We start from the raw sequence: 25543 nt of genomic DNA on the forward strand, positions 1-25543 counted from the left end.
AGACCCATGGATACCAGCAACCGCGTCTATCTGTACGACACCACCCTGCGCGATGGCGCCCAGACCCAGGGCGTGGACTTTTCCGCAGCCGACAAGGTGCGAATCGCGCGTGAACTCGACCGGCTGGGGATCGATTACGTCGAGGGCGGCTGGCCCGGCGCCAATCCCACCGACGACGCCTTTTTCGCGGCGCCCCCCGCCTTCCGCCGGTCGCGCCTGACCGCCTTCGGCATGACCCGGCGGTCGGGCCGTTCGGCCGACAACGATCCCGGTTTCAACGCCCTGCTGACCACGCCGGCCCGCATCGTCACCATGGTCGGCAAGAGCTGGGACTTCCAGGTCACGGTGGCGCTCGGCATCGAACTGGACGAGAACCTGCGCATGGTCTCGGATTCGGTCGCCCACGCCCGGACCCGCATGGAAGAGGTGATGTTCGACGCCGAACACTTCTTCGACGGCTACAAGGCCAATCCCGCCTATGCCCTGGCCGCCGCCAAGGCCGCCTATGATGCCGGCGCCCGCTGGGTGGTGCTGTGCGACACCAACGGCGGCACCCTGCCGCACGAGATGGCGCGCATCGTCGGCGAGGTGATCGGCGGCGGCATTCCCGGCAGCCATCTCGGCGTCCACTGCCACAACGATTCCGACACGGCGGTGGCCAATTCGCTGGCCGCCGTCACCGCCGGCGTGCGCCAGGTTCAAGGCACCCTGAACGGCCTGGGCGAGCGCTGCGGCAACGCCAATCTGGTGTCGATCATTCCGGCGCTGATGCTGAAGATGGGCTTCGAGACCGGCATCGCTTTCGACGATCTCAGGAACCTCGTCTCGGTGTCGCGCGCCCTGGACGAGGTGCTGGACCGTCATCCCAGCCGCGGCCAGCCCTATGTCGGCGCCTCGGCCTTCGCCCACAAGGGGGGACTGCACGTCTCCGCCGTGGCCAAGGACCCCAAGTGCTATGAGCACGTCGACCCGGCGGCGGTCGGCAACATGCGCCATATCGTCATGTCCGATCAGGCCGGCCGTTCCAATCTGGTGGCGCGCATGGCCGAGATCGGCGTCGACCTGGATACGGTGAGGCGCGATGCCCTGGTCGACGTGGTCGAGCAGATGCAGGTCGGCTTCGATCCCCAGGAAGTGAAGGATCTGGTCGATCTGGTCAAGCGGCTGGAGCACGAGGGTTATGCCTATGATCAGGCCGCCGCCAGCTTCGAATTGCTGGTGCGCCGCGCCCTTGGCGAGGTGCCCGATTATTTCCGCCTGGAACGCTACCGTGTCATCGACGAACGCCGCCGCAACGCCGTCGGCGAGTGGATCACCCTGTCGGAAGCCACCGTCAAGGTCGAGGTCGACGGCGCGGAATACATGGAAGTGGGCGAGGGCACCGGTCCGGTCCACGCCTTCGACGTGGCGTTGCGCAAGGTGCTGACCACCGTCTATCCCGAGCTGACGGCGCTGGAACTGAAGGATTACCGGGTGCGCATCACCGAATCCACGGTGGGCACCGCCGCCAAGACCCGCGTCACCATCGAAAGCGAGGATGGACGAGGCAACCGCTGGACCACGGTGGGCGTCCACACCAACGTGCTGGAAGCCTCGCTGGAGGCGCTTCAGGACAGCATCACCTTCATGCTGTTCCGCTTCCGGGCCGCGTGATGTCCGACGGAAGCGCCGGTCCCGCCATCATCCTGGTGCGGCCGCAACTGGCGGAAAACATGGGCACTGCCGCCCGTGCCATGCTCAATTGCGGCCTGACCGATCTGCGCATCGTGGCGCCCCGGGCCAATCCGCTGGACGAACGCGCCATCGCCGCCGCCTCGGGCGCCGACCGCCTGCTGCTGGCCGCCAAGGTGGTGGAGACCACCGCCGAGGCGGTGGCGGATCTGAACCGGGTGTGGTGCACCACCGGGCGCGACCGCTACATGGTCAAGCCGGTGGACACGCCGCGCCAGGCCGCCGCCGCCATGCGCGCCGTGGTCGCCGAAGGCCGGCGTTGCGGCGTTCTGTTCGGCCCCGAACGCACCGGATTGGAAAACGACGACGTCGCCGTGGCCGACACGGTGCTGACGGTGCCGCTCAACCCGGATTACTGCTCGCTGAACCTGGCCCAGGCGGTGCTGCTGGTGGCCTACGAGTGGTTCCAGGCCGACGCGGCCACCACCTTGCCGGCCATGACCAAGGGGGCCGAAGGCCCGGCGTCCAAGGAGAAGCTGCTCAACTTCTTCGTCCATCTGGAACGCGAACTGGATGAATGCGGCTTTTTGCGCATTCCCGACAAGCGGCCGGTGATGGTCCGGAACATCCGCAATATGTTCCAGCGCGCCCACCTGACCGGCCAGGAAATCCAGACGCTGCACGGCATCGTCCACGAACTGGTCACCTACCGCCACAAGAAGGCGCAGGGCTGACCGGCGCCCACAGCACCTCCTCGATGTCTCCGGCTCCGCTCAGCAGCATCGCCAGCCGGTCGAACCCCAGCGCGATGCCGGCGCTGTCGGGCATGCCGAATTCGAGCGCCGCCAGGAAATCCTCGTCCATCGCGTGGGTCTCGCCGTAAAGCTCCCGCTTCAGCGCCATGTCGGCGGCGAAGCGGCGGCGCTGCTCGGCGGCGTCGGTCAGCTCGCCGAAGGCGTTCGCCAGTTCGAGGCCCAATACATAGGCCTCGAAGCGTTCGGCCACCCTTGGGTCGGCAGGCGAGCGCCGGGCGAGCGCCGCCATGGACAGCGGATAGGAATGCAGGAACACCGGCCGGTCCCAGCCCAGATGCGGTTCGATGCGGTCCAGCATGATCTTGAAGAAAATGTCGTCCCAGCGGTCGCCGCCGCTGACCGAGATGCCGATCCGCCGGGCCTCCGCCGCCAGCCGGTCGCGGTCGGGGCGTTCGGGGTCGGGGGCGGTGTCCAGGATATCGATGCCGGCGTATTCCAGGAACGCTTCGGCCACCGACAGCCGCCGCCAGGGACCAAGCGGGTCCAAGGTGGCGTCGCCGCGCCGCAGCCGGACCACCCCGGCCGCCATTGCCGTCTCTTGCACCAGCGTCTCGGTGTCGGCCATCAGGTCGTCCAGCGAGGCGCCGGCCCGATACCATTCCAGCATGGTGAATTCGGGATGGTGGGTGGGCGAACGCTCGGCATTGCGGAACACGCGGGCCAGCTGATAGAGGCGCGGCACCCCGGCCACCAGCAGCTTCTTCATGGCGAATTCGGGACTGGTGTGCAGGGCCAGCGGCCGGTCCGGCCCACCATAGGGGTCGGCCAAGGCGGTGGTGAAGGCCTTGATATGCGGTTCCATGCCCGGCGACACCTGGAGGCAGGGGGTTTCGACCTCGGCGAAATCGCGGGCGGCGAAGAAGGCGCGGATGGCGGCGACGGCTCGCGAGCGGATGGCCAGATTGGATTTCCTGCTGGCGAAAGCCTCGGGACGCCACCACTCTGTAACCGACATCGCTTGTTCCTTCGCCAACGGGAGAGCCTCCATGATCGACCTTTACTACTGGACCACCCCCAACGGCCACAAGATCGCCATCTTCCTGGAAGAGGCAGGTCTCGACTACCGGGTCAGGCCGGTGGATATCGGCAAGGGCGAGCAATTCCAACCCGATTTTCTGAAGATATCGCCCAACAACCGCATTCCCGCCATCGTCGATCACGCTCCGGCCGAGCCGGGAGCGCCGGTGAGCGTGTTCGAATCAGGCGCCATCTTGCTGTATCTGGCCGAGAAGACCGGGCGTTTCATCGCCCCCGACCTGCGCGGGCGGATCGAGACGCTGGAATGGCTGTTCTGGCAGGTCGGCGGGCTGGGACCCATGGCGGGACAGAATCACCATTTCGTCCAGTACGCGCCCGAGCGTATACCCTATGCCATGGACCGCTATGTCAAGGAGACCGGGCGGCTTTACGCGGTGCTGGACCGGCGGCTGTCCGGGCGGGAATTCATCGCCGGATCCTATTCCATCGCCGACATGGCCGCCTATCCCTGGGTGGTGCCATGGGAACGCCAGGGGCAAAGGCTGGAGGACTTCCCGAATCTGAAGCGCTGGTTCGAGGCCGTCGCCGGCCGGCCGGCGATGCGGCGGGCCTACGAACTGGCCCACGCGATCAACCCGCAGCCGGTGATGACCGAGGACGCCAGAAAGGTCATGTTCGGCCAGGATGCGGGGACGGTCCGACGATAAGCATTGATTTGCCACACATGAATATGCATCGGCATAATCTTGTGTGGTCAATGTCACTGTGAAGTAACGCCAGATTTGATATCAGTTTGAAATCGGTTGCTTCATGGTTGTATCAGTGATGAAACTCAAAAAGTATAAAATTTTACGTATCTCTACTCTATTTCTCGCCGGATTGGTGTTCGGCGTGCCGGGTGGGGCGGCGGGCGAGCTTGCCGCGCTTTCCGGTCCGGCGACCATCTCCGGCCTGGCGTCCTGGTACGGGGCGGCCTATCGCGGCCGTCCGACCGCCAGCGGCGAGCGGTTCGACCCGGCCGACCTGACCGCCGCCCATCCCAGCCTTCCCATGGGAACCGTGGTCGAGGTGTCGCGACCCGAACGGGGGCGGGCGGTGGTGGTGCGGATCAATGATCGCGGCCCGGCGGGAGGGCGGGTTATCGACCTTTCCGAGGCGGCGGCGCGGCGGTTGGGAATGATCGCCGAGGGAATCGCCCCGGTCACCGTGACCGTCATCGGCAGGGCGGACTGACCATTCATGGTCCGTTCGCATATATTCCGATTCGTGACTGCATTGACGGAGAATTAGGGATTTCCGGCGCAGGGTCGGCCGCGACGCTATCGGGCTGGGAGCGATGACATGAGGATGATCTTGGCGGCGATCCTTGCATTGGTCGCGGGGGCGGTTCCGGCGGCGGCGTCGGCCGGCGTCACGCCGCTTCACGGGCAGGAGTTCACCGGACTGGCCTCGTGGTACGGTCCCGGCCTTCGCGGCAAGCCCACCGCCAGCGGCGAGACCTTCAACCCCAAGGCCTTGACGGCGGCGCATCCGACCCTGCCGTTCGGAACCCTGGTGGAGGTGTCGCGGGTCAACCGCAAGAAATCGGTGGTGGTGGTGATCACCGACCGTGGTCCCTTCGTCGCCGGTCGCGCCATCGATCTGTCGCGGGCGGCGGCGCGGCGGCTGCACATGAGCTATCTCGGCACCGCCGAGGTCCGGATTCAGGTGATCGGCATGGTGGAATAGGGATCAGATCACGTTCCTGGCCTTCAGGCCGGCCAGTTCCTCCGGGGTCAGTCCCAGCAATTCGCCGTAGACGCGGGCGTTACCGTCGCCCAGGCGAGGGCCGAGATGATCCACCCGTCCCGGCGTCGCCGACAGCTTGGGGACCACGCCCGGCACCACCACCTCGCCCAGGGTGGGGTCCAGGACCTTCAGCAGGTTGTCGCGGGCCTGGAACTGCGGGTCGGCGAAGATGTCGGCGATACTGTTCAGCGGCGCCGCCGGAACCTCGAATTCCAGGCACAGCCGCATGACCTCGTCGCGGGTGCGCGACTCGGTCCAGGCGGTGACCAGGGCGTCGACGCCATCACGGGCGGCGAGGCGGTCGCGCAGCAGCCCCCAATGCCCGTCTCCCGCCAGTTCCGGCCGTCCCATGGCGTCGCATAACCGGGCGAACATGCGGTCGGTGGTGCAGGCGATGGCGATCCAGGCGCCGTCGCCGCAGCGGAAATGACCGTGGGGACAGGCATTGACGGTGCCGGCGCCTTCCCGCTGGCGCAGTTTGCCGAACATGGCGAAGGCCGGCGCGATTTCGTCCAGGGCGCGGAACACCGATTCGTAGAGGGCCAGGTCTATCACCTGTCCCCGGCCGGTGGCGTCGCGGTGGCGCAACGCGACCAGCACGCCGATGGCGCCGTAAAGCCCGCTCATGTAATCGGCCAGCGAGGTCGACCCCGGCGTCACCGGCACTCCGCCCGGCAATCCGGCCAGATGGGACAGGCCGCCGAAGGCATGGGCGATGCGGGCGAAGCCGGGGCGGTCCCGATAGGGGCCGGTCTGGCCGTAGCCGGAAATGCGCAGCAGGATCAGGCCGGGATTGATCCGGGAAAGCTCCTCCCAGCCTAGTCCCCATTTTTCCAGGGTGCCGGGGCGGAAGTTCTCGGCCACCACGTCGGCCTTGGCCGCCAGCCGTAGGAACAGCGCCTTGCCCTCGGGCTTGCGCAGATCCAGCGTCACCGAGGTCTTGTTGCGGGCCTCGGACAGCCACATCAGCGAATCGCCGTCGCGCCCGGTGATGCTGCCGAAATGGCGGAAGGTGTCGCCGTCCTGGGGCTGTTCGACCTTGATCACCTCGGCGCCGAACTCGCCCAGGATCGCCGCCGCGTAGGGGGCGGCGATAAAGGTGGCGATGTCGAGGACGCGGATGCCGGCCAGCGGCAGGGGGGTATCGGTCATGGTGCCGGAACGGGATGGCGACGGGCAGCCTTGATAGCACGCCCGCCGCGTCCCGTCTCCATCGATCCCGCGCGCCTAATCGAACTGTTCCGTCACGCTCGCATTGGCGAGGTCGATCAGGCGAAGGTTCGGTTCGCCTCCGTCCCGGGCTCCGGACGTGCCGCCGTTATAGCTCTCGATCGGCCAGGAATCGTGAACCCGGAACTTGTGGGTGTGACCGCACAGCAGGGCGGCGATTTTGGACTTATGGTCGCCGACGATTGTCTTCAACTGGACCCGGTCCAGCAATTCCATGGCGATCTGCCCCTTCACCGGATCATGATGCATGTACAGCACCGCCTTCTGTCCGGATGGAAGGCCTTGCAGGATGGCTTTCAGCGCGTTTCGCTGGGAATTGCCCAGGCATCCCTGAAGTCCCTCGGCCGTGGGCTTGGGCTTGGTCCTGCGGTTGGTGTCCTCGTACGGGTCGGGGGGATCGTCCCAGAAGAACTTCTCGCGCATGGAATCCAGCCCGATGAAGGTGATGTCGCCGATGGTATCGACCTTGGGAAAGTGGCCATTCCCGCCATAGACGTCCTGATCGAAATCCTGCACGCATTCCCAGGCCATCCCCAGGCCGGAATGTCCGTAATCGTGGTTTCCCGGAACCATCAGGATGCGGAACGGCGTCAACGGCGCCAGGGTGGCCAGGGCGAGCGTCCTCGATTCGGCGGTGTCGGCGATATCGCCGGAGATCACCACCACGTCGGTGTCGGGATTGAAGTCGTTCCGAATGCGCGAAACCATGTTCTTGATGATCTGGGTGCAACGATCGACCCCGATGTGAAGGTCGGTCATATGAATGATTCTCATGACGTGTCCTCCCCTCTGACTTTACGTTCATCTGCTTGGCTTGCGACGCCTCGGGCAGCCCCTCCCCGTCGTCGGGGCGGGCTGGTCGCGATCAATCGGGGGCGTGGTCGCGAATCAACCGTGACCTTCGGTCAATTATGTCGATGCGGCAAGATCGCGATGGTATTTCATAAGCTTGAAAATAACATCTAAAAAGAGTCATTGAGCGCGGCGCCGTCGCGCATTCATTCCGGAAGACGGAACAGGCTGGAACGTTCGACCCGGATCACCGTCCAGGGCAGCGCCGCCGCCTCGCGCAGCCACGCCAGCCACCATTCCAGGCCCGGCCGTTCCTGGCGGGGCATGGCCGGCGCCGGCGTGACCCGCAATCCGAGGCGGCGGAAGACATAGAGGGAGCGCGGAATATGGCAGGCGTCGGTCACCAGCAGCAGGCGGCTCCACCCCATCGCCTCGACGATGGGCCGCGACAGCCGGGCGTTGCCGATGGTGTTGCGCGAATTCTCCTCCATCAGCACCCGTTCGGGGGCGATTCCGGCGGCCAGGGCGAGGTCGCGCATGACGCGGGCCTCAGGGATTGGATGGCGCACCGCCCCGCCGCTCATCAGCAGATGCCCGACCACTCCCCGCCGGGCCAGGTCGGCCGCGTGCGCTACCCGCCGGAGCATGGCCGGGCTGGGGCCGCCGTCGGGGGCCACCATGGCGCCCAGCACGATGGCGGCGTCGAAGGGGTCGACAGAAGGGGGAATCATCACTTACTTACTTAGGGAGGACGCAAAGGGAGAACGACATGGACAAGCGCCGTAACACCGACGTCATCGTGGAGACCCTGAAGCTGGAAGGCAAGCGGGTGATCGACGTGGGCTGCGGCGATGGGGCTCTGGTCAGGGTGATGACCCGGTTCGGCGCCCATGTGCTGGGGGTGGAATGCAGCCCGCGCCAGTTGGCCAAGGCCCGCGCCGCCGACAAGGTGGGGGACGAGGCCATCGTCGAGGGCGTCGGCCAGAACCTGCCGGTCGACGACGAGTCGGCTGACATCGTGGTCTTCTTCAACAGCCTGCACCACATTCCCATCGAGCATCAGGCCAAGGCCATGGCCGAGGCCGCCCGGGTGCTGAGGTCCGGCGGCGAGGTCTACGTCTCGGAACCGCTGCCCCACGGCGCCTTCTTCGACGCCGTGCGCCCCATCGACGACGAAACCTGGGTGCGCGGCGCCGCCTTGGCCGCCGTCAAGGGCGCCTGGGTCCACGGGCTGGAGGAGGAGACCGAGTTCAGCTACATCCACCCGCTGGTCCTGCGCGATTACGAGACCTTCCGCGATCGCATCGTGTCGGCCAATGCCGAGCGCGAGACCCGATTCGCCGAACTGGATGGCGAGATGCGCGAGCGTTTCGCCCGGCTGGCCAGCCCCAATCCCGATGGCGGCTTCCTGTTCGAGCAGCCCATGCGGGTCAACCTCCTGCGCAAGGTCTGAGCGCCTTATCCCAGCAGCACGTCGCGGGCCTGGTTCAGGCGGGCGGCGATCCAGGTGGAACCGCCGGAATCGGGGTGATTGGCCCGCATCAGGCGGCGGTGGGCTTCCCGGATCTCATCGGGCGAGGCCCCCTTGGCCAGTCCCAGGATTTCATAGGCCTGATCGCGGGTCATGACGGCATCGGGGGCGGCCGGGCGCGATTCCCCCGTCTCGCCGGTCCGGGGCTGTCCGGTCTGTCCGGTCATGCGGCGAAAGGCGGTCCACCAGCCGTGCAGCCGCATGGCGCGGCCGATCCAGGGGGCAAGGCCGGCGGCCACGGCGAACAGTCCGGCCAGCTTGCCGGTCGCCACCAGCGCCACGCCGACCGCCACCAGCAGCGCCAGCCCGGCGCCGATCACGATCTTGCGGATTCTGGCGGGAGATGCGTGCCGGAGCCATCGCGAGCCCAGCCACAAGACGGCCAGGACGGTGACGATGAGGATAAGGCTCAGACCCATGTTCTCCTCGCCGGCCGGGGCGGGATGCTCACTCGATGTCGAAGGTGCTGGCGCTGTCGGTCAGTTCGAACAGGCGCTGGACGCTGCCGGCGGCGCCGCGCAGCGCCAGCTTGGACCCGGCTTCGAAGACGACGTCCTTGGCGAGATGCAGCATGCCCAGGCCGACCGAATCGACGCGGGGAACCTTGGCCAGGTCGAATACCACCCGGTCGGTCCGAATCGCCTTCAGATCGGAAATCAGGTTCTCCATCTGGGCGCTGGCGGTATAGTCGAGCGTTCCCTCAAGCGTCACGGTCAGGATATTGTTGCTGTGCTTGATGGCGATGTTCATCCTGGCCTCTCGTTTTTCTCTCGGCGGGAGTATGCCGCGACTCCGCGCCGTACTCCAGTCCGACGATGGATAATCGGCGCGGCGGATGCCGGGTGCGGATTGCCCGCGCGATGGCACGGAAAGCCGGCCGCCGTCCTTTGTAAGGTTCAGGCCATTTGAAGATTCTGGCCTGTTGAAAAATTAGGGAGGAGATATGTCCGTTCTGCTGTGGCAGCCTTCGGAACAGCGCGTCCGGGCGGCGAATCTGACCGCCTTCATCCACGAGGCCAACCGGCGTTTCGGGGCCGCCGCCGACGATTATCCGTCGCTGTGGCGGTGGTCGGTGGCGTCGCCGGATTCGTTCTGGCGGCTGGTGTGGGATTATTGCGGCATCGTCGGCGACGGGCCGGGGGACCGGGTGGTGGACGACATCCGCCGGATGCCGGGGGCCGCGTGGTTTCCCGAGGCGCGACTGAACTTCGCCGAGAATCTGCTGCGGCGCCGGGACGAGGCCGACGCCATCGTCTTCTGGGGCGAGGACAAGGTCAGGCGGCGGTTGTCGTTCGCCGAACTGCACGCCCAGGTCTCGCGGCTTCAGCAGGCGCTGGCGGCGGCCGGCGTCACCGTCGGCGACCGGGTCGCCGGCTACCTGCCCAACATGCCCGAGGCGGTGGCCTTCATGTTGGCGACCGCGTCGCTGGGCGCCATCTGGTCGTCAGCTTCGCCCGATTTCGGCGTCCAGGGCGTGCTGGACCGTTTCGGCCAGATCGCGCCGAAGGTGCTGGTGTCGGCCGACGGCTATTTCTATTCCGGCAAGGCCCATGACTCGCTGGAAAAGCTGGCGGCGATCGTGCCGGGAATCGCCTCGGTGGAGCGGGTGGTGGTGGTGCCCTACACCCGCGAGCGCGCCGACATCGCCATGGTGGACAAGGCGGTGCATCTGGCCGACTTCATCGCCCCCTTCGCCGCCGCCGAGATGCGTTACGTCCGACTGCCCTTCGCCCATCCGCTCTACATCATGTATTCGTCGGGCACCACCGGCGCGCCCAAATGCATCGTCCATTCCGCCGGTGGATGCCTGATCCAGCAACTGAAGGAGCACCGGCTGCACTGCGACGTCAGGCGCGACGACCGGATATTCTATTTCACCACCTGCGGCTGGATGATGTGGAACTGGCTGGTGGCCGGTCTGGCGGCCGAGGCCACCTTGCTGCTGTACGACGGCAATCCCAGCGCCAATGACGGCCGCATCCTGTTCGATCTTGCCGATTCCGAGAGGATGACCCTGTTCGGAACCTCGGCCAAATGGATCGACGCCATCGCCAAGATGGGACTGGAACCGGCGGCCACCCACGGGCTGGACACGATCCGCACCATCTGCTCCACCGGCTCCGTTCTGGCGCCCGAGGGGTTCGACTACGTCTATTCCAAGGTGAAGCGGGACGTCCAGCTGGCGTCGATCTCGGGCGGCACCGACATTGTCTCGTGCTTCATGCTGGGCAATCCCATCGGGCCGGTCCATCGCGGCGAGATCCAGGCGCGCGGCCTGGGCATGAAGGTGGAGGTCTACGACGATTCCGGCCATCCGGTGGAAGGCGCCAAGGGCGAACTGGTCTGCACCCAGGCCTTCCCGTCCATGCCGGTCGGCTTCTGGAACGATTCCGACGGCTCGCGCTACCGCGCCGCCTATTTCGAGAAGTATCCGGGCGTGTGGTGCCATGGCGACTGGGTCGAGTTGACCGCCACCGGCGGCATCGTCGTCTATGGCCGCTCGGACGCCACCCTCAATCCCGGCGGCGTGCGCATCGGCACCGCCGAGATCTACCGCCAGGTGGAGCAGATCGACGAAGTGCTGGAAAGCCTGGTGATCGGCCAGGACTGGGAATCGGATGTCCGGGTGGTGCTGTTCGTGCGCCTGCGCCCCGGCATCGTCCTGGATGCCGGCCTGGAAGCCCGCATCCGCAAGCGGATCAGGGACAACACCACGCCGCGCCATGTTCCGGCCCGCATTGTCCAGGTGGACGACATTCCCCGCACCAAGTCGGGCAAGATCGTCGAACTGGCGGTGCGCGACGTGGTGCACGGCCGCGCCGTCAAGAACCGCGAGGCGTTGGCCAATCCGGAGGCGCTGGATCTGTTCCGCGACCGTCCCGAACTGATGTGACCGGTACGGGGGTGCCCATGCTGCGATGCAATATTGCAACAGTGTGACTCGAAAGAGTCGCCGGGCCGGCGAGTCCCCTTCACGCCGCCGCTCCGACGCCTTATATCCCCGGTAGGGATATGAGGTTCGGTCGGGTCATCATGGTTTTCCGGTGCCGCATTCGGGACGTGTTGCTGCTGCCGCTGCTGCTGCTGGCGGCGGTTCCGGCCGTGGCCGCCGACATGGGCGGCCGGCTGGTGGCCGGCGGAGCCTCCTCCGGCGTCGCGGCGGCTCCGTCGCCGGCCCTGGCCGGAGAGACGCGCAGCCCGCTGCTGGTCGGCGGCGGCTTCAGCGTCGGCGCCGTGGCCTCGCCGATGGCTACCGCCACCACTCTCGCCCTGCCGTTCTCGTCGGGAACCGGCAATCTGGCCGTGGGCGGCTACGTCGCGTACGGGTTCGCCGAGACCAGCCTCAGTTCGTCGTTCCGCCGGTCGGGCTCCACCTCCCGGGCCGACATTTCCGCCGCCTACGCCGGCAGCCTGCTGGGGGTGGATGGCGTCGCCGCCCTCAGGCTGGGGGCAGCCTGGACCGGCACCCAGGGGTTCAGCCCCAACCCGCTTCAGCCGGGGGCCGCCCTTGCCGATCCCTATCCGGGCGACAGCGGCTTCAACCTGTCGTTCAGCCTGATGCATCAGGTGACGCCGGCCTTCAGCCTGGGCGGCGTCGCCGAGGCCAGCCGTCCCGCGTGGCTGGATTCGGGAAACTCTTCCGGCTTCATGCTGGGGGCCGGAATGGGTTACCGCTTCTAGAGCGTCGAGCCCCATATCTGAAACGGCCCTGTTTCTCATGGGGCGAGACAGACCGCGAGGCGCGCTTCGCGGCGCGATGCGGCGCATCGGGCAAGAAGCGGAACGTAGCGGATGCCCGCCCCATGGAAACCCGAAGGGACGGGCGGATTTGCCCCATTACCTTCGGCAACGGGCTTGACCGTAGCGCTGGCTACGCTCGGCGCCCCTTGCCTCTTTTCCGGCTTCGGGCATGATCGGAAGATCAGCGGCAGAGCAGGGGGCGATCATGACCACGCAGGCCAACCACGGGACCCACTGGAAGTTCTTCCGGGCCGGCGGCTTCGATCAGGTGCGGCTGGACACCGGTCGGGCGGTGGCGTCGCTGGGCGAACTGGATCAGAAGCTGTGGGCGGCGCTCAGTTGCCCGACCCGCGGGATCGAACTTGACACCCGCACCCTGGACAGCATCGATTCGGACCGGGACGGCCGCATCCGCGTCGGCGAGATCGTCGCGGCGGTCGAATGGGCCTGCGGATTGCTGAAGGACCCCGACATCCTGCTGAAGCGCGAGGATACCCTGCCGCTTGACGCCATCGACGAAACCAGGGAGGACGGCCGGGCGGTGCTGGCGGCGGCCCGGCGCATTCTTGCCAAGAGCGGCAAGGCCGATGCCGGGACCATCACCCTGGCCGACGTCTCCGGGGTCGAGGAGGTGTTCGCCGCCAACGACTTCAACGGCGATGGCATCGTCCCGCCCGACATCGTCGAGGATGCCGTCCTGCGGGCCATGGTCGAGGATATCATCGCCTGCCTGGGCGGCGAGACCGACCGCTCCGGCCTGCCCGGCGTCACCAGGGACAAGGTGGAAGCCTTCTTCGAGACGGCGGCCACCTTCGCCGCCTGGGGCGCCCGCGCCGACGACGAGGCCGGATTGCGGCCGCTGGGCGAGGCCACCGACACCGCCGCCGAGGCGTTGCACGCCATCGCCGCCAAGCTGGACGACTGGTTCACCCGCTGCGATCTGGTGGCCTTCGACCCCCGCGCCGCCGCGCCGCTGAACCGGTCCGAGGAGGATTGGGCCGCCCTGGCCGGGCGGATGCTGTCGCCGGCCGAGGAGGGGCTGGCGTCGTTTCCCCTGGCCGCCGTGGCGGCGGGGGCCTCGCTGCCGTTGGGACCCGGCGTCAATCCCGCCTGGGCCGGGGCGGTCGCCCGCCTGAAGGCCGAGGTGGTGGTTCCCCTGCTGGGTGACCGCGACTCCCTGTCCGCCGCCGACTGGGCCGCTATCAAGGACCGTTTCGCCGCCTGGGAGGCGTGGCAGGCCGAGCGTCCGGCCGGGCCGGTGGGCGACCTGGGCATCGCCCGTATCCGCGAGATGGTCGCCTCCGACGCCAAGGCGGCGATTCTGTCGCTGATCGAGCAGGACATGGCGCTGGAGGCCGAGGCCAAGGCCATCGCCTCGGTCGACCGCCTGCTGCGTTACTGCCGCGATCTGGTGACTCTGCTCAACAATTTCGTCGCCTTCCGCGACTTCTACACCCGCAAGCGCAAGGCGGTGTTCCAGGCCGGCACCCTTTATCTGGATGGCCGCTCCTGCGAATTGTGCGTCCGGGTCGAGGACCCCGCCAAGCACGCCCCCGTCGCCACCTTGTCGCGCATCTATCTGGTTTATTGCGAATGCGTCCGCCGGGGCGGCGATGGCGACGAGCGGATGTTCATCGCCGCCGCCGTCACCAATGGCGATTCCGACCAGTTGATGGTGGGGCGCAACGGCGTGTTCTACGACCGCGACGGCGGCGACTGGGACGCCACCGTGGTCCGCATCGTCGATCACGCCATCAGCATCCGCCAGTCGTTCTGGGCGCCCTACAAGAAAATGGGCAAGATGATCGGCCAGCAATTGGAAAAGGTCGCCGCCGCCCGCGCCGCCGCGCCGCGCTTTCCGCCGATGCCGCCGCCGGTTTCCGCCTCCGCCCCCTCCGCCCCGGCCCCGGCGGCGGCGGCTCCCGCCGCTCCGGCGGCGGCTCAGCAGCCATTCGATGCCGGGCGTTTCGCCGGCATCTTCGCCGCCCTGGGACTGGCCATCGGCGCCATCGGCACCGCCATCGCCTCGGTGGTGACCGGATTCCTGGCCTTGCCGTGGTGGCAGATTCCGCTGGCGTTGCTGGGCGTGCTGCTGCTGGTGTCGGGGCCGAGCATGCTGATCACCTCGCTCAAGCTGCGCGGCCGCAATCTGGGGCCGATTCTCGACGCCAACGGCTGGGCGGTGAACACCCATGCCCGCATCAATATTCCGTTCGGAACGGCCTTGACCCATCTGGCGAAGCTGCCCGACGGCGCGGTGCGGTCCCTGACCGACCCCTATGCCCAGAAGCAGCCGCCGTGGCGGCTGTATGTCGCGCTGGGGATGGCGGCGGGAGCGGTGGCGTTGCTGTGGCGGTTCGGGGTGCTGGCCCGGCTGTGGGAGACGGTGGCGGGGTAGGGGGGGACGCCAGCCTTACTCGGCCGGATTGCCCTTGAGACGCTCGATGTTGGCGCCGCAGGCGGCCAGCTTCTCCTCGACCCGCTCGTAGCCGCGGTCCAGGTGGTAGACCCGGTTGATGACGGTCTCGCCCTCGGCGGCGAGACCGGCCAGAACCAGCGACACCGAGGCGCGCAGGTCGGTGGCCATCACCTGGGCGCCCGACAGCCGGGCCTGGCCGCGCACGATGGCCGAAGCACCGTGGACGTTGATGCGCGCCCCCATGCGGGTCAGTTCGGGAACATGCATGAAGCGGTTCTCGAAAATGGTCTCGGTGATCATCGACGCGCCCGACGAGGTCGACAGCAGTGCCATCAACTGGGCCTGCATGTCGGTGGGAAAGCCGGGATAGGGTTCGGTCATGATGTCGACGCCCCTGATCTCGCGGCCCTCGGCCGAGATGCGCATGCCGCGCGGGGTTTCCTCCACCAGCACGCCGCATTCGGCCAGCACGGTGTTGACCGATTCCATCAGGTCGAAGCGGGCGCCCACCAGTTCGATGTCGCCCCGGGTGATGGCGGCGGCGACGGCGTAGGAACCGGTCTCGATGCGGTCAGGGACCACCGAGTACTCGGCGCCGTGCAAACGGCCGACACCCTGGACATGCAAGGTGCCGCTGCCGATGCCCTCGATCTTCGCCCCCATGGCGACCAGGCAATGGGCAAGGTCGGCCACCTCGGGCTCGCGCGCCGCGTTGGCGATCACCGTCTCGCCCTCGGCGAGGCAGGCCGCCATCAGGACGTTCTCGGTGCCGCCGACGGTGACCTGCGGGAAGATGATGTGGGCGCCCTTGAGGCGGCCGTTCACCCTGGCGACGATATATCCCTCGTCCAGCTCGATCTGGGCGCCCATCTGTTCCAGCGCCTTGAGGTGGAGGTCCACCGGCCGGGTGCCGATGGCGCAGCCGCCGGGCAGCGACACCCGCGCCTCGCCGCAGCGGGCCAGCAGCGGCCCCAGCACCAGCACCGACGCCCGCATCTTGCGGACCAGATCATAGGGCGCGGTGGTGCTGACGATCTCGGCCGCCGTCAGTTCCAGTACCCGGCCGGTATGGCCGCCATTGGCGGAATCGCCGTTGAGGATCATGCCGACGCCGTGCTGGGCCAGCAGGTTGGCCATGGTGGTGATGTCGACCAGATGGGGCAGGTTGGCGAGCGACAGGGTCTCGTCGGTCAGCAGGCAGGCGGGCATCAGCGTCAGGGCGGCGTTCTTGGCGCCGCCGACGGTGATGGTGCCCCTGAGCGGCGTGCCGCCGACGATGCGGATCCTGTCCATGCCGATGTCCTTGAAATGTGGAAGCCCCCTTTAGCCCGCCGGCCGCCCCTGGTCAAGGGCGGCGGATGATGGTATTTCCCCTCCATGATTCTCACTCCCGTCGACCATTCCGACCTCGCCCGGCTGCGCGAGGACTTCGACCGGGCCCTGGTCGAGGATTGCTTGGCGCAAAAGGTGTTCCGCCGCGTCACCGCCCTGGTGCCCGACGGCGACCTGCTGACCCTGTCGACCGATCCCGACCATCACCGGGCGGCGGTGGAGCTGTGTCGCCGCTTCGGGTTCGGCATCCTGGACATGGACCCGCGCGATTATTTCACCTGGGACGGCCGGGCGGTGGCCATCCGCATGGAGCCCAGCGTGCTGATCCACGAGGTGGCCCATTACCAGCTGGCCGCGCCCGAGCGGCGCGGCGTCATCGATTTCGGCCTGGGCGCCGGTCCGGAATCCGGACGCAAGGCCGAGGGCGACGCGGTCCAGACCCTGTTCCTGCCCGAACGCGACGTCGAGGAGGGGCTGTGCTCGCTGCTGGGCATCTTGTGGGAGGCCGAACTGGGGCAGCCGGCGGTGCTGGCCTTTCTGGAACAGAACTGGCTGGAGGGCGGCGTCAGCCTTCACAATATCGGCCATTTCCGCAAGATCGTGCGCTGGCTGCGCCGGATGGAGCTGATCGACGACGACGGCGCCCCGACCATGGCCCTGCGTCACGAGGGCGACGACACCTTCTTCGTCCGCTGGTATGCCGAGGGCTGAGGCCGTCCTGCGCCGGATAAGGGCGGGGTAATGCCTCGTTAACGGCGGGGCGCTATGGTGGGCCGGGGATGGGCGTCCACCATCGCAGGAGCGGATGGACCCGTGGGCAAGCCAGTAACGGCCGAAGAGCAGGAAGCGCTTTTCCAGTCGATCATCCGCAAGCTTCCGTTGCTGGACGATTCCGCGCAATTGCGGGAGGTCGCCGCCCTGGCGGTCGCCCTCATGCTGCGCCGGCCGGGCGACGCTGTCTTGAGGGAGGAACTGACCCGTCAGGTCAACGAGGCCGTCGATGCGGTAAGGCCCGGCCAGTCTCCCGAAATCACGCGCAACGAGATGCGTTCGGCGGCGCGGGCCTGCATTCGTGTACTCCAGGCCGCCAAGGAGCGGCGGCTGCCGCGCCATCTCCAGCCGGGAAGCCGGGAATGGGCGCAGGCCGAGGGCGGCGCCCCCGCCGGACCGGCGCATCCTCCATCGCCGCCTCCGGCCGGCGGCATCAAGGTGAGCACGACCAGGGTGGTCGTCGGAATCGCCGTGGCGGCGCTGGTGTTCGGCGGCTACGCATGGTGGAGCGGATCGCGGTCGACCGGCGACGAACCCGTCGAGGTCGCGGAATTCACCCGCCAGGTGATGGAGGCGGCCAAGGGCGGCGGTCCCGCCAGCCATGCCTTCGGCGGCTCGCTCAAGATGATATCGCTGGGCGGGCGTCCGGTGGTGGTGGCTGACGGGGTGCCGCCCCGCGTCTGCGTCGCGTCGGGCTGGGCCCTGGTCAAGGCCGGCGTCCTGTCCATCAACGGCATCACTCCCAACCGCATCTCGGCCGGAAAGATCACCGAGCTTTGCAACAGCGAGACCGGCAATGCCAGCATCATGTGGACGCCGAAATAGCCTGATCGTCCCGCTGCTGCTGGTTCTGCTCGGTTCGCCGCCGGTCCGCGCCGACACCACCCTGGTCGGGCGGCTGGAGCAAGGGGGGCTGGTTCAGGGACGGACCGGGCCGGGCGCGAGCGTCACCCTGGACGGGCGCGCGGTTCCAGTCAGCGCCGACGGCCGCTTTCTGCTGGGATTTGGCCGCGACGCCGAAGCCGAGGCGATGCTGGAAGTTCAGGAGCCGGGGCAGGCGGTCCAGCGCCGTCCCCTTGTCATCGCCCGGCGCGACTGGGCCGTGCAGCGCATCGAGGGATTGCCGCGCGACAAGGCCGACCCCGACCCGGTGGCGGTGGCCCGCATCAAGGAGGAAAGCGACCGTCTGCGCGCCCTGCGGAATTCGGCCTCGCCGGTGCCGCTGTTCCTGTCCGGCCTGATCCGGCCCGCCGACGGAACCGTCTCGGGCGTGTTCGGCAGCCAGCGGGTCTATAATGGCCGGGCCGGCGCGCCCCATTCCGGCCTGGACATCGCGGCGCCCACCGGCGCCCCGGTATGGGCCGCCGCCGATGGAGTGGTGGTTCTGGCCGCGCCCGACCTGTTTCTTACCGGGCGTACCGTCATGATCGATCACGGCCTTGGCCTGATGTCCAGCTACGCCCATCTGTCGCGCATCGACGTGACGGCGGGAAGCCGCGTCGCCGCCGGCCAGCCCATCGGCGCCATCGGCGCGACCGGCCTGGCCACCGGCGCCCATCTGCACTGGGGCATGTCCTGGATGGATATCAGGCTCGACCCCCAATCAACCCTGGGGGTGTTAGGAGGGATATCGGCGCAAAAGTAGTAGATTTCCTATCCTATGGTATGATAACCATACGCCCATTGTGGAATAGAGGAGTCATGCCATGCCTGGGCGCCTGTACGGCCATGCCGGCCGCGTGCCGCTTGACGAGGATACGCTGGACGAGATGGAGGGCGAGGCCCTGGTCATCGTCGAGCATGCCGACCGCTACTCGCATCAGACCGTGGAAATGGCGCGCAAGATGCTGGATATGATCCGCCGCCTTCGCCGCAAGGGCGATTCGGAGCCCGAGGCCTGCCCGTCGCTTTTCCGTATCGTCGCCGGCGGCCTTGACCCTGCCGCCGATCAGGACGACGCCCTGCTGGCCGCCACGGCCTGAACTTGCTCCAGCTTATGCCGGGGGCTGGCATTCCGGCCTTTGGCATCACGCCGTCGCGGGTTCCTTGCGGCCGATCCGGTCGTAAAGCCGTCCCACCTGCACCAGGCAGATGGACATGTCCGCCGTCTCGCCGTTCTGCATGGCCAGCACCTCGCGGCCGATGGCGATGAAGGCTTCCGCCTCGGGATCGCCGGCGAAGGCCATGGGAAAGGCCTCGATCAGGGCGCGGGCCTCGGTCAGTTCGGCTCCGAACAACGTCCGTCCCATGATCTTGAGGCTGCCAAGATACATCTCCACCGCCGCCAGCACGGCGTCGACGTGCAGCCGCCGGCGCAGGGCCTCGCGTATCTGGATGGCGAGTTGGACCGGGCGGCGCGCCACCTCGCCCAGCACGAAGGGGCGGCGGGTGGCGATGGATGAACGGTCGCGGGCGGCGCCGACGCAGACGCCGTGCAATTCACCCAGGCCGAAGCGGTTGTCGCCGTGACGGGTGAACATCATCATCACCAGGATGTCCACCAGCAAGGTGTTGAAGTTCTTCTCGGTCTCGCGCAAGCGTTCGCGCAGGAAGCGGGTGCTGGTCTCCCGGTGTCCGGCCAGCCCCAGCAATTCGTCGCGGCTTTGGGTGAACAGGCGGGTGTTGAAGTCCAGCAAGGTGCGCAGGAACTGGAAATCGGCGGCCTGCGGCAACTCGATTCCGGCCAGCGACGCCCGATCGCGGAGATCGGCGATCATGGCCAGCGCTTCGAGTTCCTCCGGGACCAGGGTGCTGGGTGGCGGCAGCTTGACCTTGACCTTCTTGGTGGTGGTCACTTGCCCCAGGGCGAACTCGACGCCCAGGATGTGGTAGGTCCTGGGCTTGACCACCGATTTTTCCACCACCTTGTAGTCGGGGGCGAGGCCCTCGCCCTTCTGCTGGGCGATCAGCTTGGCTTCGGCCGACCTGTGGTGGATGCCCAGCTTCTCCAGGCGGCTGTCCAGCACCTTCCATACGCCCGGCCGCATCTCGGCCCAGAATTCCTTGGCCTTTTCCGGTTCGGCCAGCACCGCCCGGTCGACCTTGACATAGACCCGGCGTTCCAGGCCGACCCGGCACAGGCGCAGCAGCGGGCCGGCGACGAAGTCCTTCAGAATGTCGTGCAGGCGGGGCGAGAACAGGAAGAAGGGCTGGGAATGGCAGTAGGCCACCGACGGAATTTCCGGCGGCGGCACCTGCATCAGCGACAGCCGCCGGTCGATCAGTTCGCCCAGATGGCGGCCGATCAGATCCTCGGCCAGGGCGAAGTCGTAGGCCTCGCCGGACATGTCGACGGACGGCAGGCTCGGCTGGTCGATCTCGCGCCGATGCGGCATGTTGCCGGCGGTCTGACGCGCTGCCTCCTCGGCGGCCAGCCGGGCGGTTTCGGCCTTGTGCCATGCCTTGGCGATTTCGGGCCGCTTCTCGATCACCACGGTGATGACCTCGGCGGCCAGGGCCTTCTGATCGGGAAAATCGAGTCCGACCAGCCCGGCGGCGAAGGCGTCCTGGATCGCGTCCAGGAAGGCGGCGTCGCCGCGGCGCCGCAGCAGGGCATGCAGGACATCGGCCATGAACGGCAGCAAGGTCGGCTGGTCGCCGATTCCCTCCAGCTTAGCGAGCAGGCCGTCCAGCAGCAGGCGTTGGTCGGCGGGGATCGTCTCGTGCATCACCTGATCCAGTTCTTTTCGATGGCGACGGCCGACACCGAGTTCTTGGGCGATCCCTCGACGATCCTGTCGCTATAGACCAGATAGACCAGCACGTCGCGCTTGCGGTCGTGGAACCGGACCACTTGCAGGGTCTTGAACAGCAATGAGGTGTCCTTCTTGAAGACCGTGTCGCCGTCCTTCAGGGGGGCCGAGATGGTGATCGGCCCGACCTGGCGGCAGGCGATGGCGGCGTCGGCGGTATCCTCGGCCACCCCCAGGCTGCCCTTGACGCCGCCGGTCTTGGCCCGGGACAGATAGCAGGTGACGCCGGCCACCTTGGGGTCGTCGAAGGCCTCGACCACGATCTTGTCGTTGGCGCCCAGCATCTTGAACACGGTCGACACGCTGCCGATTTCCTCGGCCCGACCACTGGGAACGACCAGGACGGCGAAGGCCGCCGCCAAAATCCACACACTCAACCGCATATTGGGATCATCCGATAATCTCCGGCCCACCATACCAGCCCTGAAGAAAAATGAATGTGAAATGTCTTACACAACGCCTGACCATGCTCAAGGAAGAACCCCGGCCGCCGGCCACATTATTCCAGGCCGCCACCTTGACCCAAGGATATCCCGATGGCCTTTCCCGCTTTCTTCGCCGACGCCCCCTCCATCGTCATGCATGATCCGCTGTCGGCCTTTCTCGGCGCTCCCGCCGACGGCCTGATGGAATATCGCTACGAGGACGCGGTGAGGCTGGCCGGCCATTCCTGTCCCACCGTCGCCGGGGCGTGGCTGATGACCATCCGGGCCATGAAGGCCTTGTGGCCCGATTCGACGCCGTTGCGCGGCGGGGCGCGGGTGCTGCTGGACGACGCCCAGGACGAGGGCGTCACCGGCGTCGCCGCCGCGGTGGCGGGACTGGTCACCGGCGCCGCCGGACCCGGCGGATTCAAGGGGCTGGCCGGGCGGTTCGCCCGCAACGACCTGCTGTCCTTCGACGCGGGAACCTGCGCCGAACTGGGTTTTACCCGGCTGGACAACGGCCGGACGGTCACCGTTCATTACCATCCGGAACTGGTGCCCGCCGACCCGGACATGCGGGTCCGCCTTCAGCGCCTGCTGTCGGGCATGGAACAGCCCGGCGACGGCGAGGCCTTCGGGGCATTGTGGCAGGACCGCGTCCGCCGCATCCTGGTGGACTTCGCCGACCATCCCGGACTGGTGCGGGTCGAGGAAGGCTGACGCCGCCCGCAGGCGCCGGGTCAGGAAAACAGATAGGGCACGAAGCTGCGGTTGTTTTCGTCGACGCTGATATGGCTGCCGATGGGCGGGAAGGCGCGCTGGCGGCATGTGTCGCGCTCGCAGATGCGGCAATTGACCCCGATGGGCACCGCCGCCTGTTCGTGGGCGAGGTCGAGGCCGGCGGAATAGACCACCTCGTTGGCATAGGCGACCTCGCAGCCCAGGCCGACGGCGAACTGCCGGTCGGGACGCAGATACGAGCCGCCGCGCTTGGACGCGGTCCGCGCCAGGCAGATATAGGCGATGCCGTCGGGCATGCGGGCCAACTGCACCAGGATCTTGCCGGGCTGGGCGAAGGCCTCGTGCACGTTCCACAGCGGGCAGGCGCCGCCGAAGCGGGTGAAGTGGAACCGGGTGGCGGAATGGCGCTTGGTGATGTTGCCGGCCATGTCGACCCGCACGAAATAGAATGGAACGCCTCTGGCACCGGGGCGCTGAAGCGTCGACAGGCGGTGGCAGATCTGTTCGAAGCTGGCGCCGAAGCGGCTTTGCAGTTGCTCGATGTCGTGGCGCAGCGTCCTGGCCTGGCCGGCGAAGGCCATGTAGGGCATCACCAGGGCGCCGGCGAAGTAATTGGCCAGCCCCACCCGGCAGATGGAGCGGGCGTCGTCCGACGACAGCTTGGCGCCGTCCACCACCTCGTCGATCAGATCGTGATAGGCCAGCAGCGCCACCTGATGCGCCAGATGGAAGGTGCGCGACGGTACCGACAGCAGCGCCGACAGCGACAGCGAACCGCTGGCCGGATCGAAGGCGCGCATGCCGGCGGCATCGTCGTCGGCGTTGATGCGGACCCGAACGCCGTGGCGGTCTTCCAGATAGCCGACCAGATCGTTGTGCATCTGGCCGAGGCGGAAGCCCTGCCGTTCCACCAGCGCCTCGGCGGCCTCGTCCAGGCTGCCGAAATAGTTGTTGCAGTAGTAGAAGAAGTCGCGGACCTCCTCGTAGGGAAAATGAGCGTGTCCGGCCCGTTCCTCGCCGGTGGCGGTGGACAGGTTGTCGGTCAGCGACTGCATCCGCTCGTCCAGCTGGCGGAACGCCTGATACAGCGTCAGCACCCGCTTCGCCAGTTCGGGCGAGGCCGAGGCGGCGTTGCGCAACTCGGCCAGGCCGATGCTGCCGCTGCCGAACACCGGATCGTTCATGGCTTCCCGCAAATCGGCGACCAGCCTGGATTCCTCGTCCTCCACCAGATTGGCGAGGTCGACGTCCAGCACCTTGGCGATGCGCAGCAGCACCGGCACCGTCAGCGGCCGCTGGTTGTTCTCGATCTGGTTCAGGTAGCTGGGCGAAACCTCCAGCAGCACCGCCAGCGCCGCCTGGCTGAGCTTCTTCTGCTCGCGCAGCCGCCGCAGCTTGTATCCCAGGAACAGTTTCTTGCTCATGGGGCCTTATACAATTCCCCCCGGCGGTTCGCAACATTCGCAAATTCACACTGCGACGTTGCGAAGTCGTTCGCATCACCGCCCTTTTCCATGGGCTTGTTGTTGCGCGGGGGCGGTGATTGCGAATATGACAAAGGCTGTCCGCCATACTTCCCGCCGGAGGGGTTTAAGAAATGCAGGAGATCATTCGCCAGCTTGAGGAAAAGCGGGAACGCGCCCGGCTTGGGGGCGGGGAAAAGCGGATCAAGGGCCAGCATGCCAAGGGCAAGCTGTCGGCGCGCGAGCGCATCGAACTGTTGCTGGACCCGGACTCGTTCGAGGAATGGGACATGTTCGTCGAGCACCGCTGCACCGATTTCGGGATGGAGGAACAGACCATTCCGGGGGACGGCGTCGTCACCGGCTACGGCACCATCAACGGCCGTCTGGTGTTCGTGTTCAGCCAGGACTTCACGGTGTTCGGCGGTTCGCTGTCGGAAAGCCATGCCGAGAAGATCTGCAAGGTCATGGACAAGGCGGTGCAGGTCGGCGCCCCGGTGATCGGGCTGAATGATTCCGGCGGCGCCCGCATCCAGGAAGGCGTCGCCTCGCTGGCCGGCTATGCCGAGGTGTTCCAGCGCAACGTGATGGCGTCCGGCGTGGTGCCGCAGATTTCGCTGATCATGGGGCCGTGCGCCGGCGGCGCGGTGTACTCCCCGGCCATGACCGACTTCATCTTCATGGTGAAGGACTCGTCCTACATGTTCGTGACCGGCCCGGACGTGGTCAAGACGGTGACCCACGAAACCGTGACCGCCGAGGAACTGGGCGGCGCCATCACCCATTCCACCAAGTCGGGCGTATCCGACCTGGCGTTCGAGAACGATGTCGAGGCGCTGCTGCAATTGCGCCGCTTCATGGATTTCCTGCCGGCCAGCAACCGCGAGAAGCCGCCGGTGCGGCCCAGCGCCGACAGCCCGGAGCGGATCGAGCGTTCGCTCGACACCTTGATCCCGGACAATCCCAACAAGCCCTACGACATGAAGGAACTGATCGCCAAGGTCGTCGACGAGGGCGATTTCTTCGAGATTCAGCCCAATTACGCCGGCAACATCATCGTCGGCTTCGCCCGCATGGAGGGGCGCACCGTCGGCGTGGTGGCCAACCAGCCGATGGTTCTGGCCGGCTGTCTCGACATCGCGTCCTCGATCAAGGCGGCCCGCTTTGTCCGTTTCTGCGATTCGTTCAACATTCCGATCCTGACCTTCGTCGACGTGCCCGGCTTCCTGCCCGGCACCTCGCAGGAATACGGCGGCATCATCAAGCACGGCGCCAAGCTGCTCTATGCCTATGCCGAGTGCACGGTGCCCAAGATCACCGTCATCACCCGCAAGGCCTATGGCGGCGCCTATGACGTGATGAGCTCGAAGCATCTCAGGGGCGACGTCAATTTCGCGTGGCCGACGGCGGAAATCGCGGTGATGGGGCCCAAGGGCGCGGTGGAGATCATCTTCCGGAGCGATATCGGCGATCCCGACAAGATCGCGGCCCGCACCGAGGAATACCGCCAGAAATTCGCCAATCCGTTCATCGCGGGGCATCGCGGCTTCATCGACGACGTGATCATGCCGCGCACCACCAGAAAGCGCATCTGCCGCTCGCTGGCCATGCTGAAGGACAAGGATGTCAAGAACCCATGGCGCAAGCACGGCAACATTCCGCTGTAGGGAAACGGGAAGATGAATCAGGAGCCCTCATCCTGAGGAGGCCGCCCGGAGGCGGCCGTCTCGAAGGACGAGGGCGGGATGGAGCCCCGATCGTGTCCGCTTGCCTCTATATCCTGCGTTGTGCCGATGGCTCATATTATGTCGGCACCACGCGGGAGACCTTGGAGAACAGGCTTGCCGAGCATGAGAGCGGGCAATTTGGAGGTTATACGGAGCGCCGCCGGCCGGTCACGCTGGTCTATCATCAGCATTTCGACCGGATCGCCGATGCCATCGCCGCCGAGCGGCAGGTCAAGGGCTGGCGGCGGGACAAGAAGGAAGCGCTGATCCGCGGCGAGTTCGATGCCTTGCCGGCATTGGCGCGGCGGCAGGCCAGGGCGGAACGGAAGTAGCGGCGGCCCTCGTCCTTCGAGACGCTACGCTCCTC

At 67.0% G+C, this 25543-nt stretch carries 26 protein-coding genes; 16 read left to right on the top strand and 10 right to left on the bottom strand.

The genetic code is table 11. The annotated features are described in order from the left end of the window. Nucleotides 1–6 precede the first annotated feature (6 nt). Nucleotides 7–1653 (top strand): citramalate synthase, encoded by a 1647-nt coding sequence (gene cimA, locus MTBSS4_RS05525; RefSeq protein WP_173982397.1) that lies wholly within the window; start codon nt 7–9, stop codon nt 1651–1653. Further along, a complete protein-coding gene (locus MTBSS4_RS05530) occupies nt 1653–2405 on the top strand; it encodes an RNA methyltransferase (RefSeq protein ID WP_173982398.1) in 753 nt (250 codons plus the stop codon). Before cimA ends, MTBSS4_RS05530 begins: the two co-directional genes overlap by 1 nt. Here MTBSS4_RS05530 and epmA read toward each other — a convergent pair. Next, a complete protein-coding gene (gene epmA, locus MTBSS4_RS05535) occupies nt 2374–3441 on the bottom strand; it encodes an EF-P lysine aminoacylase EpmA (RefSeq protein WP_173982399.1) in 1068 nt (355 codons plus the stop codon). The two genes, MTBSS4_RS05530 and epmA, sit on opposite strands and share 32 nt — an antisense overlap. Before the next feature lie 31 nt (nt 3442–3472). On the opposite strand from epmA, the gene MTBSS4_RS05540 reads away from it, so the two are divergent. The 3 genes from MTBSS4_RS05540 to MTBSS4_RS05550 all read left to right on the top strand — a co-directional run bounded on the left by MTBSS4_RS05540 (nt 3473) and on the right by MTBSS4_RS05550 (nt 5192). Continuing rightward, nucleotides 3473–4171, top strand: a complete 699-nt coding sequence (locus tag MTBSS4_RS05540; RefSeq protein ID WP_173982400.1) for a glutathione S-transferase N-terminal domain-containing protein — start codon at nt 3473–3475, stop codon at nt 4169–4171. Between the two features lie 118 nt (nt 4172–4289). Beyond that, nucleotides 4290–4697, top strand: coding sequence for a septal ring lytic transglycosylase RlpA family protein (locus tag MTBSS4_RS05545; RefSeq protein WP_254432396.1), 408 nt, complete (start codon nt 4290–4292; stop codon nt 4695–4697). 108 nt (nt 4698–4805) lie between these two features. Beyond that, nucleotides 4806–5192, top strand: coding sequence for a septal ring lytic transglycosylase RlpA family protein (locus MTBSS4_RS05550; RefSeq protein WP_173982402.1), 387 nt, complete (start codon nt 4806–4808; stop codon nt 5190–5192). 3 nt (nt 5193–5195) lie between these two features. Here the strand turns inward: MTBSS4_RS05550 and MTBSS4_RS05555 are convergent, their stop codons facing one another. From MTBSS4_RS05555 to MTBSS4_RS05565, 3 genes are all read right to left on the bottom strand, one after another. Continuing rightward, nucleotides 5196–6404 (bottom strand): CaiB/BaiF CoA-transferase family protein, encoded by a 1209-nt coding sequence (locus MTBSS4_RS05555; RefSeq protein ID WP_173982403.1) that lies wholly within the window; start codon nt 6402–6404, stop codon nt 5196–5198. A gap of 75 nt (nt 6405–6479) precedes the next feature. Beyond that, the gene (locus MTBSS4_RS05560; protein ID WP_173982404.1) at nt 6480–7256 is read right to left on the bottom strand and encodes a metallophosphoesterase; all 777 of its coding nucleotides are present in this window, start codon (nt 7254–7256) and stop codon (nt 6480–6482) included. Nucleotides 7257–7480: 224 nt separating this feature from the next. Continuing rightward, nucleotides 7481–8005: a YdcF family protein gene (locus tag MTBSS4_RS05565; protein ID WP_173982405.1), complete on the bottom strand. Its 525-nt coding sequence runs from the start codon at nt 8003–8005 to the stop codon at nt 7481–7483. Between the two features lie 38 nt (nt 8006–8043). Here MTBSS4_RS05565 and MTBSS4_RS05570 point away from each other — a divergent pair, with 38 nt between their 5' ends. Beyond that, complete coding sequence (locus MTBSS4_RS05570) at nt 8044–8727, top strand: bifunctional 2-polyprenyl-6-hydroxyphenol methylase/3-demethylubiquinol 3-O-methyltransferase UbiG (RefSeq protein ID WP_173982406.1); 684 nt, start codon at nt 8044–8046, stop codon at nt 8725–8727. Between the two features lie 5 nt (nt 8728–8732). Here the strand turns inward: MTBSS4_RS05570 and MTBSS4_RS05575 are convergent, their stop codons facing one another. Both MTBSS4_RS05575 and MTBSS4_RS05580 read right to left on the bottom strand, forming a co-directional pair. Beyond that, nucleotides 8733–9224 (bottom strand): DnaJ domain-containing protein, encoded by a 492-nt coding sequence (locus tag MTBSS4_RS05575; RefSeq protein ID WP_173982407.1) that lies wholly within the window; start codon nt 9222–9224, stop codon nt 8733–8735. 28 nt (nt 9225–9252) lie between these two features. Next, a complete protein-coding gene (locus MTBSS4_RS05580) occupies nt 9253–9555 on the bottom strand; it encodes an STAS domain-containing protein (RefSeq protein WP_173982408.1) in 303 nt (100 codons plus the stop codon). 193 nt (nt 9556–9748) lie between these two features. Between MTBSS4_RS05580 and MTBSS4_RS05585 the strand changes: the two genes are divergently transcribed. The 3 genes from MTBSS4_RS05585 (at nt 9749) to MTBSS4_RS05595 (ending at nt 14944) form a co-directional block, all read left to right on the top strand. Then, entirely contained in the window at nt 9749–11698 is a 1950-nt protein-coding gene (locus MTBSS4_RS05585; protein WP_173982409.1) for an acetoacetate--CoA ligase, read from the top strand. Nucleotides 11699–11838: 140 nt separating this feature from the next. Continuing rightward, nucleotides 11839–12486, top strand: coding sequence for a hypothetical protein (locus tag MTBSS4_RS05590; protein ID WP_173982410.1), 648 nt, complete (start codon nt 11839–11841; stop codon nt 12484–12486). A gap of 265 nt (nt 12487–12751) precedes the next feature. Beyond that, on the top strand, nt 12752–14944 hold the full coding sequence (locus MTBSS4_RS05595; protein WP_173982411.1) for a hypothetical protein: 2193 nt from the start codon (nt 12752–12754) through the stop codon (nt 14942–14944). A 15-nt stretch (nt 14945–14959) separates the two neighbouring features. Here MTBSS4_RS05595 and murA read toward each other — a convergent pair whose 3' ends face one another. Then, a complete protein-coding gene (gene murA / locus MTBSS4_RS05600; RefSeq protein ID WP_173982412.1) occupies nt 14960–16258 on the bottom strand; it encodes a UDP-N-acetylglucosamine 1-carboxyvinyltransferase in 1299 nt (432 codons plus the stop codon). A gap of 84 nt (nt 16259–16342) precedes the next feature. Between murA and MTBSS4_RS05605 the strand changes: the two genes are divergently transcribed. The 4 genes from MTBSS4_RS05605 (at nt 16343) to MTBSS4_RS05620 (ending at nt 19050) form a co-directional block, all read left to right on the top strand. Further along, nucleotides 16343–17008, top strand: coding sequence for a hypothetical protein (locus MTBSS4_RS05605; RefSeq protein ID WP_173982413.1), 666 nt, complete (start codon nt 16343–16345; stop codon nt 17006–17008). Between the two features lie 102 nt (nt 17009–17110). Next, a complete protein-coding gene (locus MTBSS4_RS05610; RefSeq protein ID WP_254432397.1) occupies nt 17111–17893 on the top strand; it encodes a hypothetical protein in 783 nt (260 codons plus the stop codon). Continuing rightward, the gene (locus MTBSS4_RS05615; protein WP_173982415.1) at nt 17865–18713 is read left to right on the top strand and encodes a M23 family metallopeptidase; all 849 of its coding nucleotides are present in this window, start codon (nt 17865–17867) and stop codon (nt 18711–18713) included. Before MTBSS4_RS05610 ends, MTBSS4_RS05615 begins: the two co-directional genes overlap by 29 nt. A gap of 61 nt (nt 18714–18774) precedes the next feature. Next, entirely contained in the window at nt 18775–19050 is a 276-nt protein-coding gene (locus tag MTBSS4_RS05620) for a hypothetical protein (protein WP_173982416.1), read from the top strand. Between the two features lie 45 nt (nt 19051–19095). Here the strand turns inward: MTBSS4_RS05620 and MTBSS4_RS05625 are convergent, their stop codons facing one another. Then, nucleotides 19096–20736, bottom strand: coding sequence for a hypothetical protein (locus MTBSS4_RS05625; protein ID WP_173982417.1), 1641 nt, complete (start codon nt 20734–20736; stop codon nt 19096–19098). After that, entirely contained in the window at nt 20736–21203 is a 468-nt protein-coding gene (locus MTBSS4_RS05630) for a CreA family protein (RefSeq protein WP_173982418.1), read from the bottom strand. Before MTBSS4_RS05630 ends, MTBSS4_RS05625 begins: the two co-directional genes overlap by 1 nt. Nucleotides 21204–21356: 153 nt before the next feature. Here MTBSS4_RS05630 and MTBSS4_RS05635 point away from each other — a divergent pair, with 153 nt between their 5' ends. Then, nucleotides 21357–21965, top strand: a complete 609-nt coding sequence (locus MTBSS4_RS05635; RefSeq protein WP_173982419.1) for a hypothetical protein — start codon at nt 21357–21359, stop codon at nt 21963–21965. Between the two features lie 20 nt (nt 21966–21985). Here MTBSS4_RS05635 and MTBSS4_RS05640 read toward each other — a convergent pair whose 3' ends face one another. Beyond that, nucleotides 21986–23410: a short-chain fatty acyl-CoA regulator family protein gene (locus MTBSS4_RS05640; RefSeq protein ID WP_173982420.1), complete on the bottom strand. Its 1425-nt coding sequence runs from the start codon at nt 23408–23410 to the stop codon at nt 21986–21988. Between the two features lie 173 nt (nt 23411–23583). Here MTBSS4_RS05640 and MTBSS4_RS05645 point away from each other — a divergent pair, with 173 nt between their 5' ends. After that, nucleotides 23584–25116: an acyl-CoA carboxylase subunit beta gene (locus MTBSS4_RS05645; RefSeq protein ID WP_173982421.1), complete on the top strand. Its 1533-nt coding sequence runs from the start codon at nt 23584–23586 to the stop codon at nt 25114–25116. A gap of 92 nt (nt 25117–25208) precedes the next feature. Continuing rightward, nucleotides 25209–25508 carry a GIY-YIG nuclease family protein gene (locus MTBSS4_RS05650; RefSeq protein WP_173982422.1) on the top strand — a complete coding sequence of 100 codons (300 nt, stop codon included), beginning with the start codon at nt 25209–25211 and terminating at the stop codon, nt 25506–25508. Nucleotides 25509–25543: the final 35 nt, after the last annotated feature.

The organism is Magnetospirillum sp. SS-4, from assembly GCF_902729425.1.
Lineage (GTDB): Bacteria > Pseudomonadota > Alphaproteobacteria > Rhodospirillales > Magnetospirillaceae > Phaeospirillum.

What these genes read in the sequence shown, in the direction of transcription:
- MTBSS4_RS05530 (WP_173982398.1), top strand. Translation starts at nt 1,653, where the DNA reads ATGTCCGACGGAAGCGCCGGTCCCGCCATCATCCTGGTGCGGCCGCAA.
- MTBSS4_RS05570 (WP_173982406.1), top strand. Translation starts at nt 8,044, where the DNA reads ATGGACAAGCGCCGTAACACCGACGTCATCGTGGAGACCCTGAAGCTG.
- MTBSS4_RS05630 (WP_173982418.1), bottom strand. Translation starts at nt 21,203, where the DNA reads ATGCGGTTGAGTGTGTGGATTTTGGCGGCGGCCTTCGCCGTCCTGGTC.
- MTBSS4_RS05565 (WP_173982405.1), bottom strand. Translation starts at nt 8,005, where the DNA reads ATGATTCCCCCTTCTGTCGACCCCTTCGACGCCGCCATCGTGCTGGGC.
- murA (WP_173982412.1), bottom strand. Translation starts at nt 16,258, where the DNA reads ATGGACAGGATCCGCATCGTCGGCGGCACGCCGCTCAGGGGCACCATC.
- MTBSS4_RS05635 (WP_173982419.1), top strand. Translation starts at nt 21,357, where the DNA reads ATGGCCTTTCCCGCTTTCTTCGCCGACGCCCCCTCCATCGTCATGCAT.
- MTBSS4_RS05640 (WP_173982420.1), bottom strand. Translation starts at nt 23,410, where the DNA reads ATGAGCAAGAAACTGTTCCTGGGATACAAGCTGCGGCGGCTGCGCGAG.
- MTBSS4_RS05585 (WP_173982409.1), top strand. Translation starts at nt 9,749, where the DNA reads ATGTCCGTTCTGCTGTGGCAGCCTTCGGAACAGCGCGTCCGGGCGGCG.
- MTBSS4_RS05550 (WP_173982402.1), top strand. Translation starts at nt 4,806, where the DNA reads ATGAGGATGATCTTGGCGGCGATCCTTGCATTGGTCGCGGGGGCGGTT.
- MTBSS4_RS05645 (WP_173982421.1), top strand. Translation starts at nt 23,584, where the DNA reads ATGCAGGAGATCATTCGCCAGCTTGAGGAAAAGCGGGAACGCGCCCGG.
- MTBSS4_RS05555 (WP_173982403.1), bottom strand. Translation starts at nt 6,404, where the DNA reads ATGACCGATACCCCCCTGCCGCTGGCCGGCATCCGCGTCCTCGACATC.
- MTBSS4_RS05590 (WP_173982410.1), top strand. Translation starts at nt 11,839, where the DNA reads ATGGTTTTCCGGTGCCGCATTCGGGACGTGTTGCTGCTGCCGCTGCTG.
- MTBSS4_RS05625 (WP_173982417.1), bottom strand. Translation starts at nt 20,736, where the DNA reads ATGCACGAGACGATCCCCGCCGACCAACGCCTGCTGCTGGACGGCCTG.
- MTBSS4_RS05615 (WP_173982415.1), top strand. Translation starts at nt 17,865, where the DNA reads ATGCCAGCATCATGTGGACGCCGAAATAGCCTGATCGTCCCGCTGCTG.
- epmA (WP_173982399.1), bottom strand. Translation starts at nt 3,441, where the DNA reads ATGTCGGTTACAGAGTGGTGGCGTCCCGAGGCTTTCGCCAGCAGGAAA.
- MTBSS4_RS05580 (WP_173982408.1), bottom strand. Translation starts at nt 9,555, where the DNA reads ATGAACATCGCCATCAAGCACAGCAACAATATCCTGACCGTGACGCTT.
- MTBSS4_RS05620 (WP_173982416.1), top strand. Translation starts at nt 18,775, where the DNA reads ATGCCTGGGCGCCTGTACGGCCATGCCGGCCGCGTGCCGCTTGACGAG.
- MTBSS4_RS05540 (WP_173982400.1), top strand. Translation starts at nt 3,473, where the DNA reads ATGATCGACCTTTACTACTGGACCACCCCCAACGGCCACAAGATCGCC.
- cimA (WP_173982397.1), top strand. Translation starts at nt 7, where the DNA reads ATGGATACCAGCAACCGCGTCTATCTGTACGACACCACCCTGCGCGAT.
- MTBSS4_RS05560 (WP_173982404.1), bottom strand. Translation starts at nt 7,256, where the DNA reads ATGAGAATCATTCATATGACCGACCTTCACATCGGGGTCGATCGTTGC.
- MTBSS4_RS05575 (WP_173982407.1), bottom strand. Translation starts at nt 9,224, where the DNA reads ATGGGTCTGAGCCTTATCCTCATCGTCACCGTCCTGGCCGTCTTGTGG.
- MTBSS4_RS05605 (WP_173982413.1), top strand. Translation starts at nt 16,343, where the DNA reads ATGATTCTCACTCCCGTCGACCATTCCGACCTCGCCCGGCTGCGCGAG.
- MTBSS4_RS05545 (WP_254432396.1), top strand. Translation starts at nt 4,290, where the DNA reads ATGAAACTCAAAAAGTATAAAATTTTACGTATCTCTACTCTATTTCTC.
- MTBSS4_RS05595 (WP_173982411.1), top strand. Translation starts at nt 12,752, where the DNA reads ATGACCACGCAGGCCAACCACGGGACCCACTGGAAGTTCTTCCGGGCC.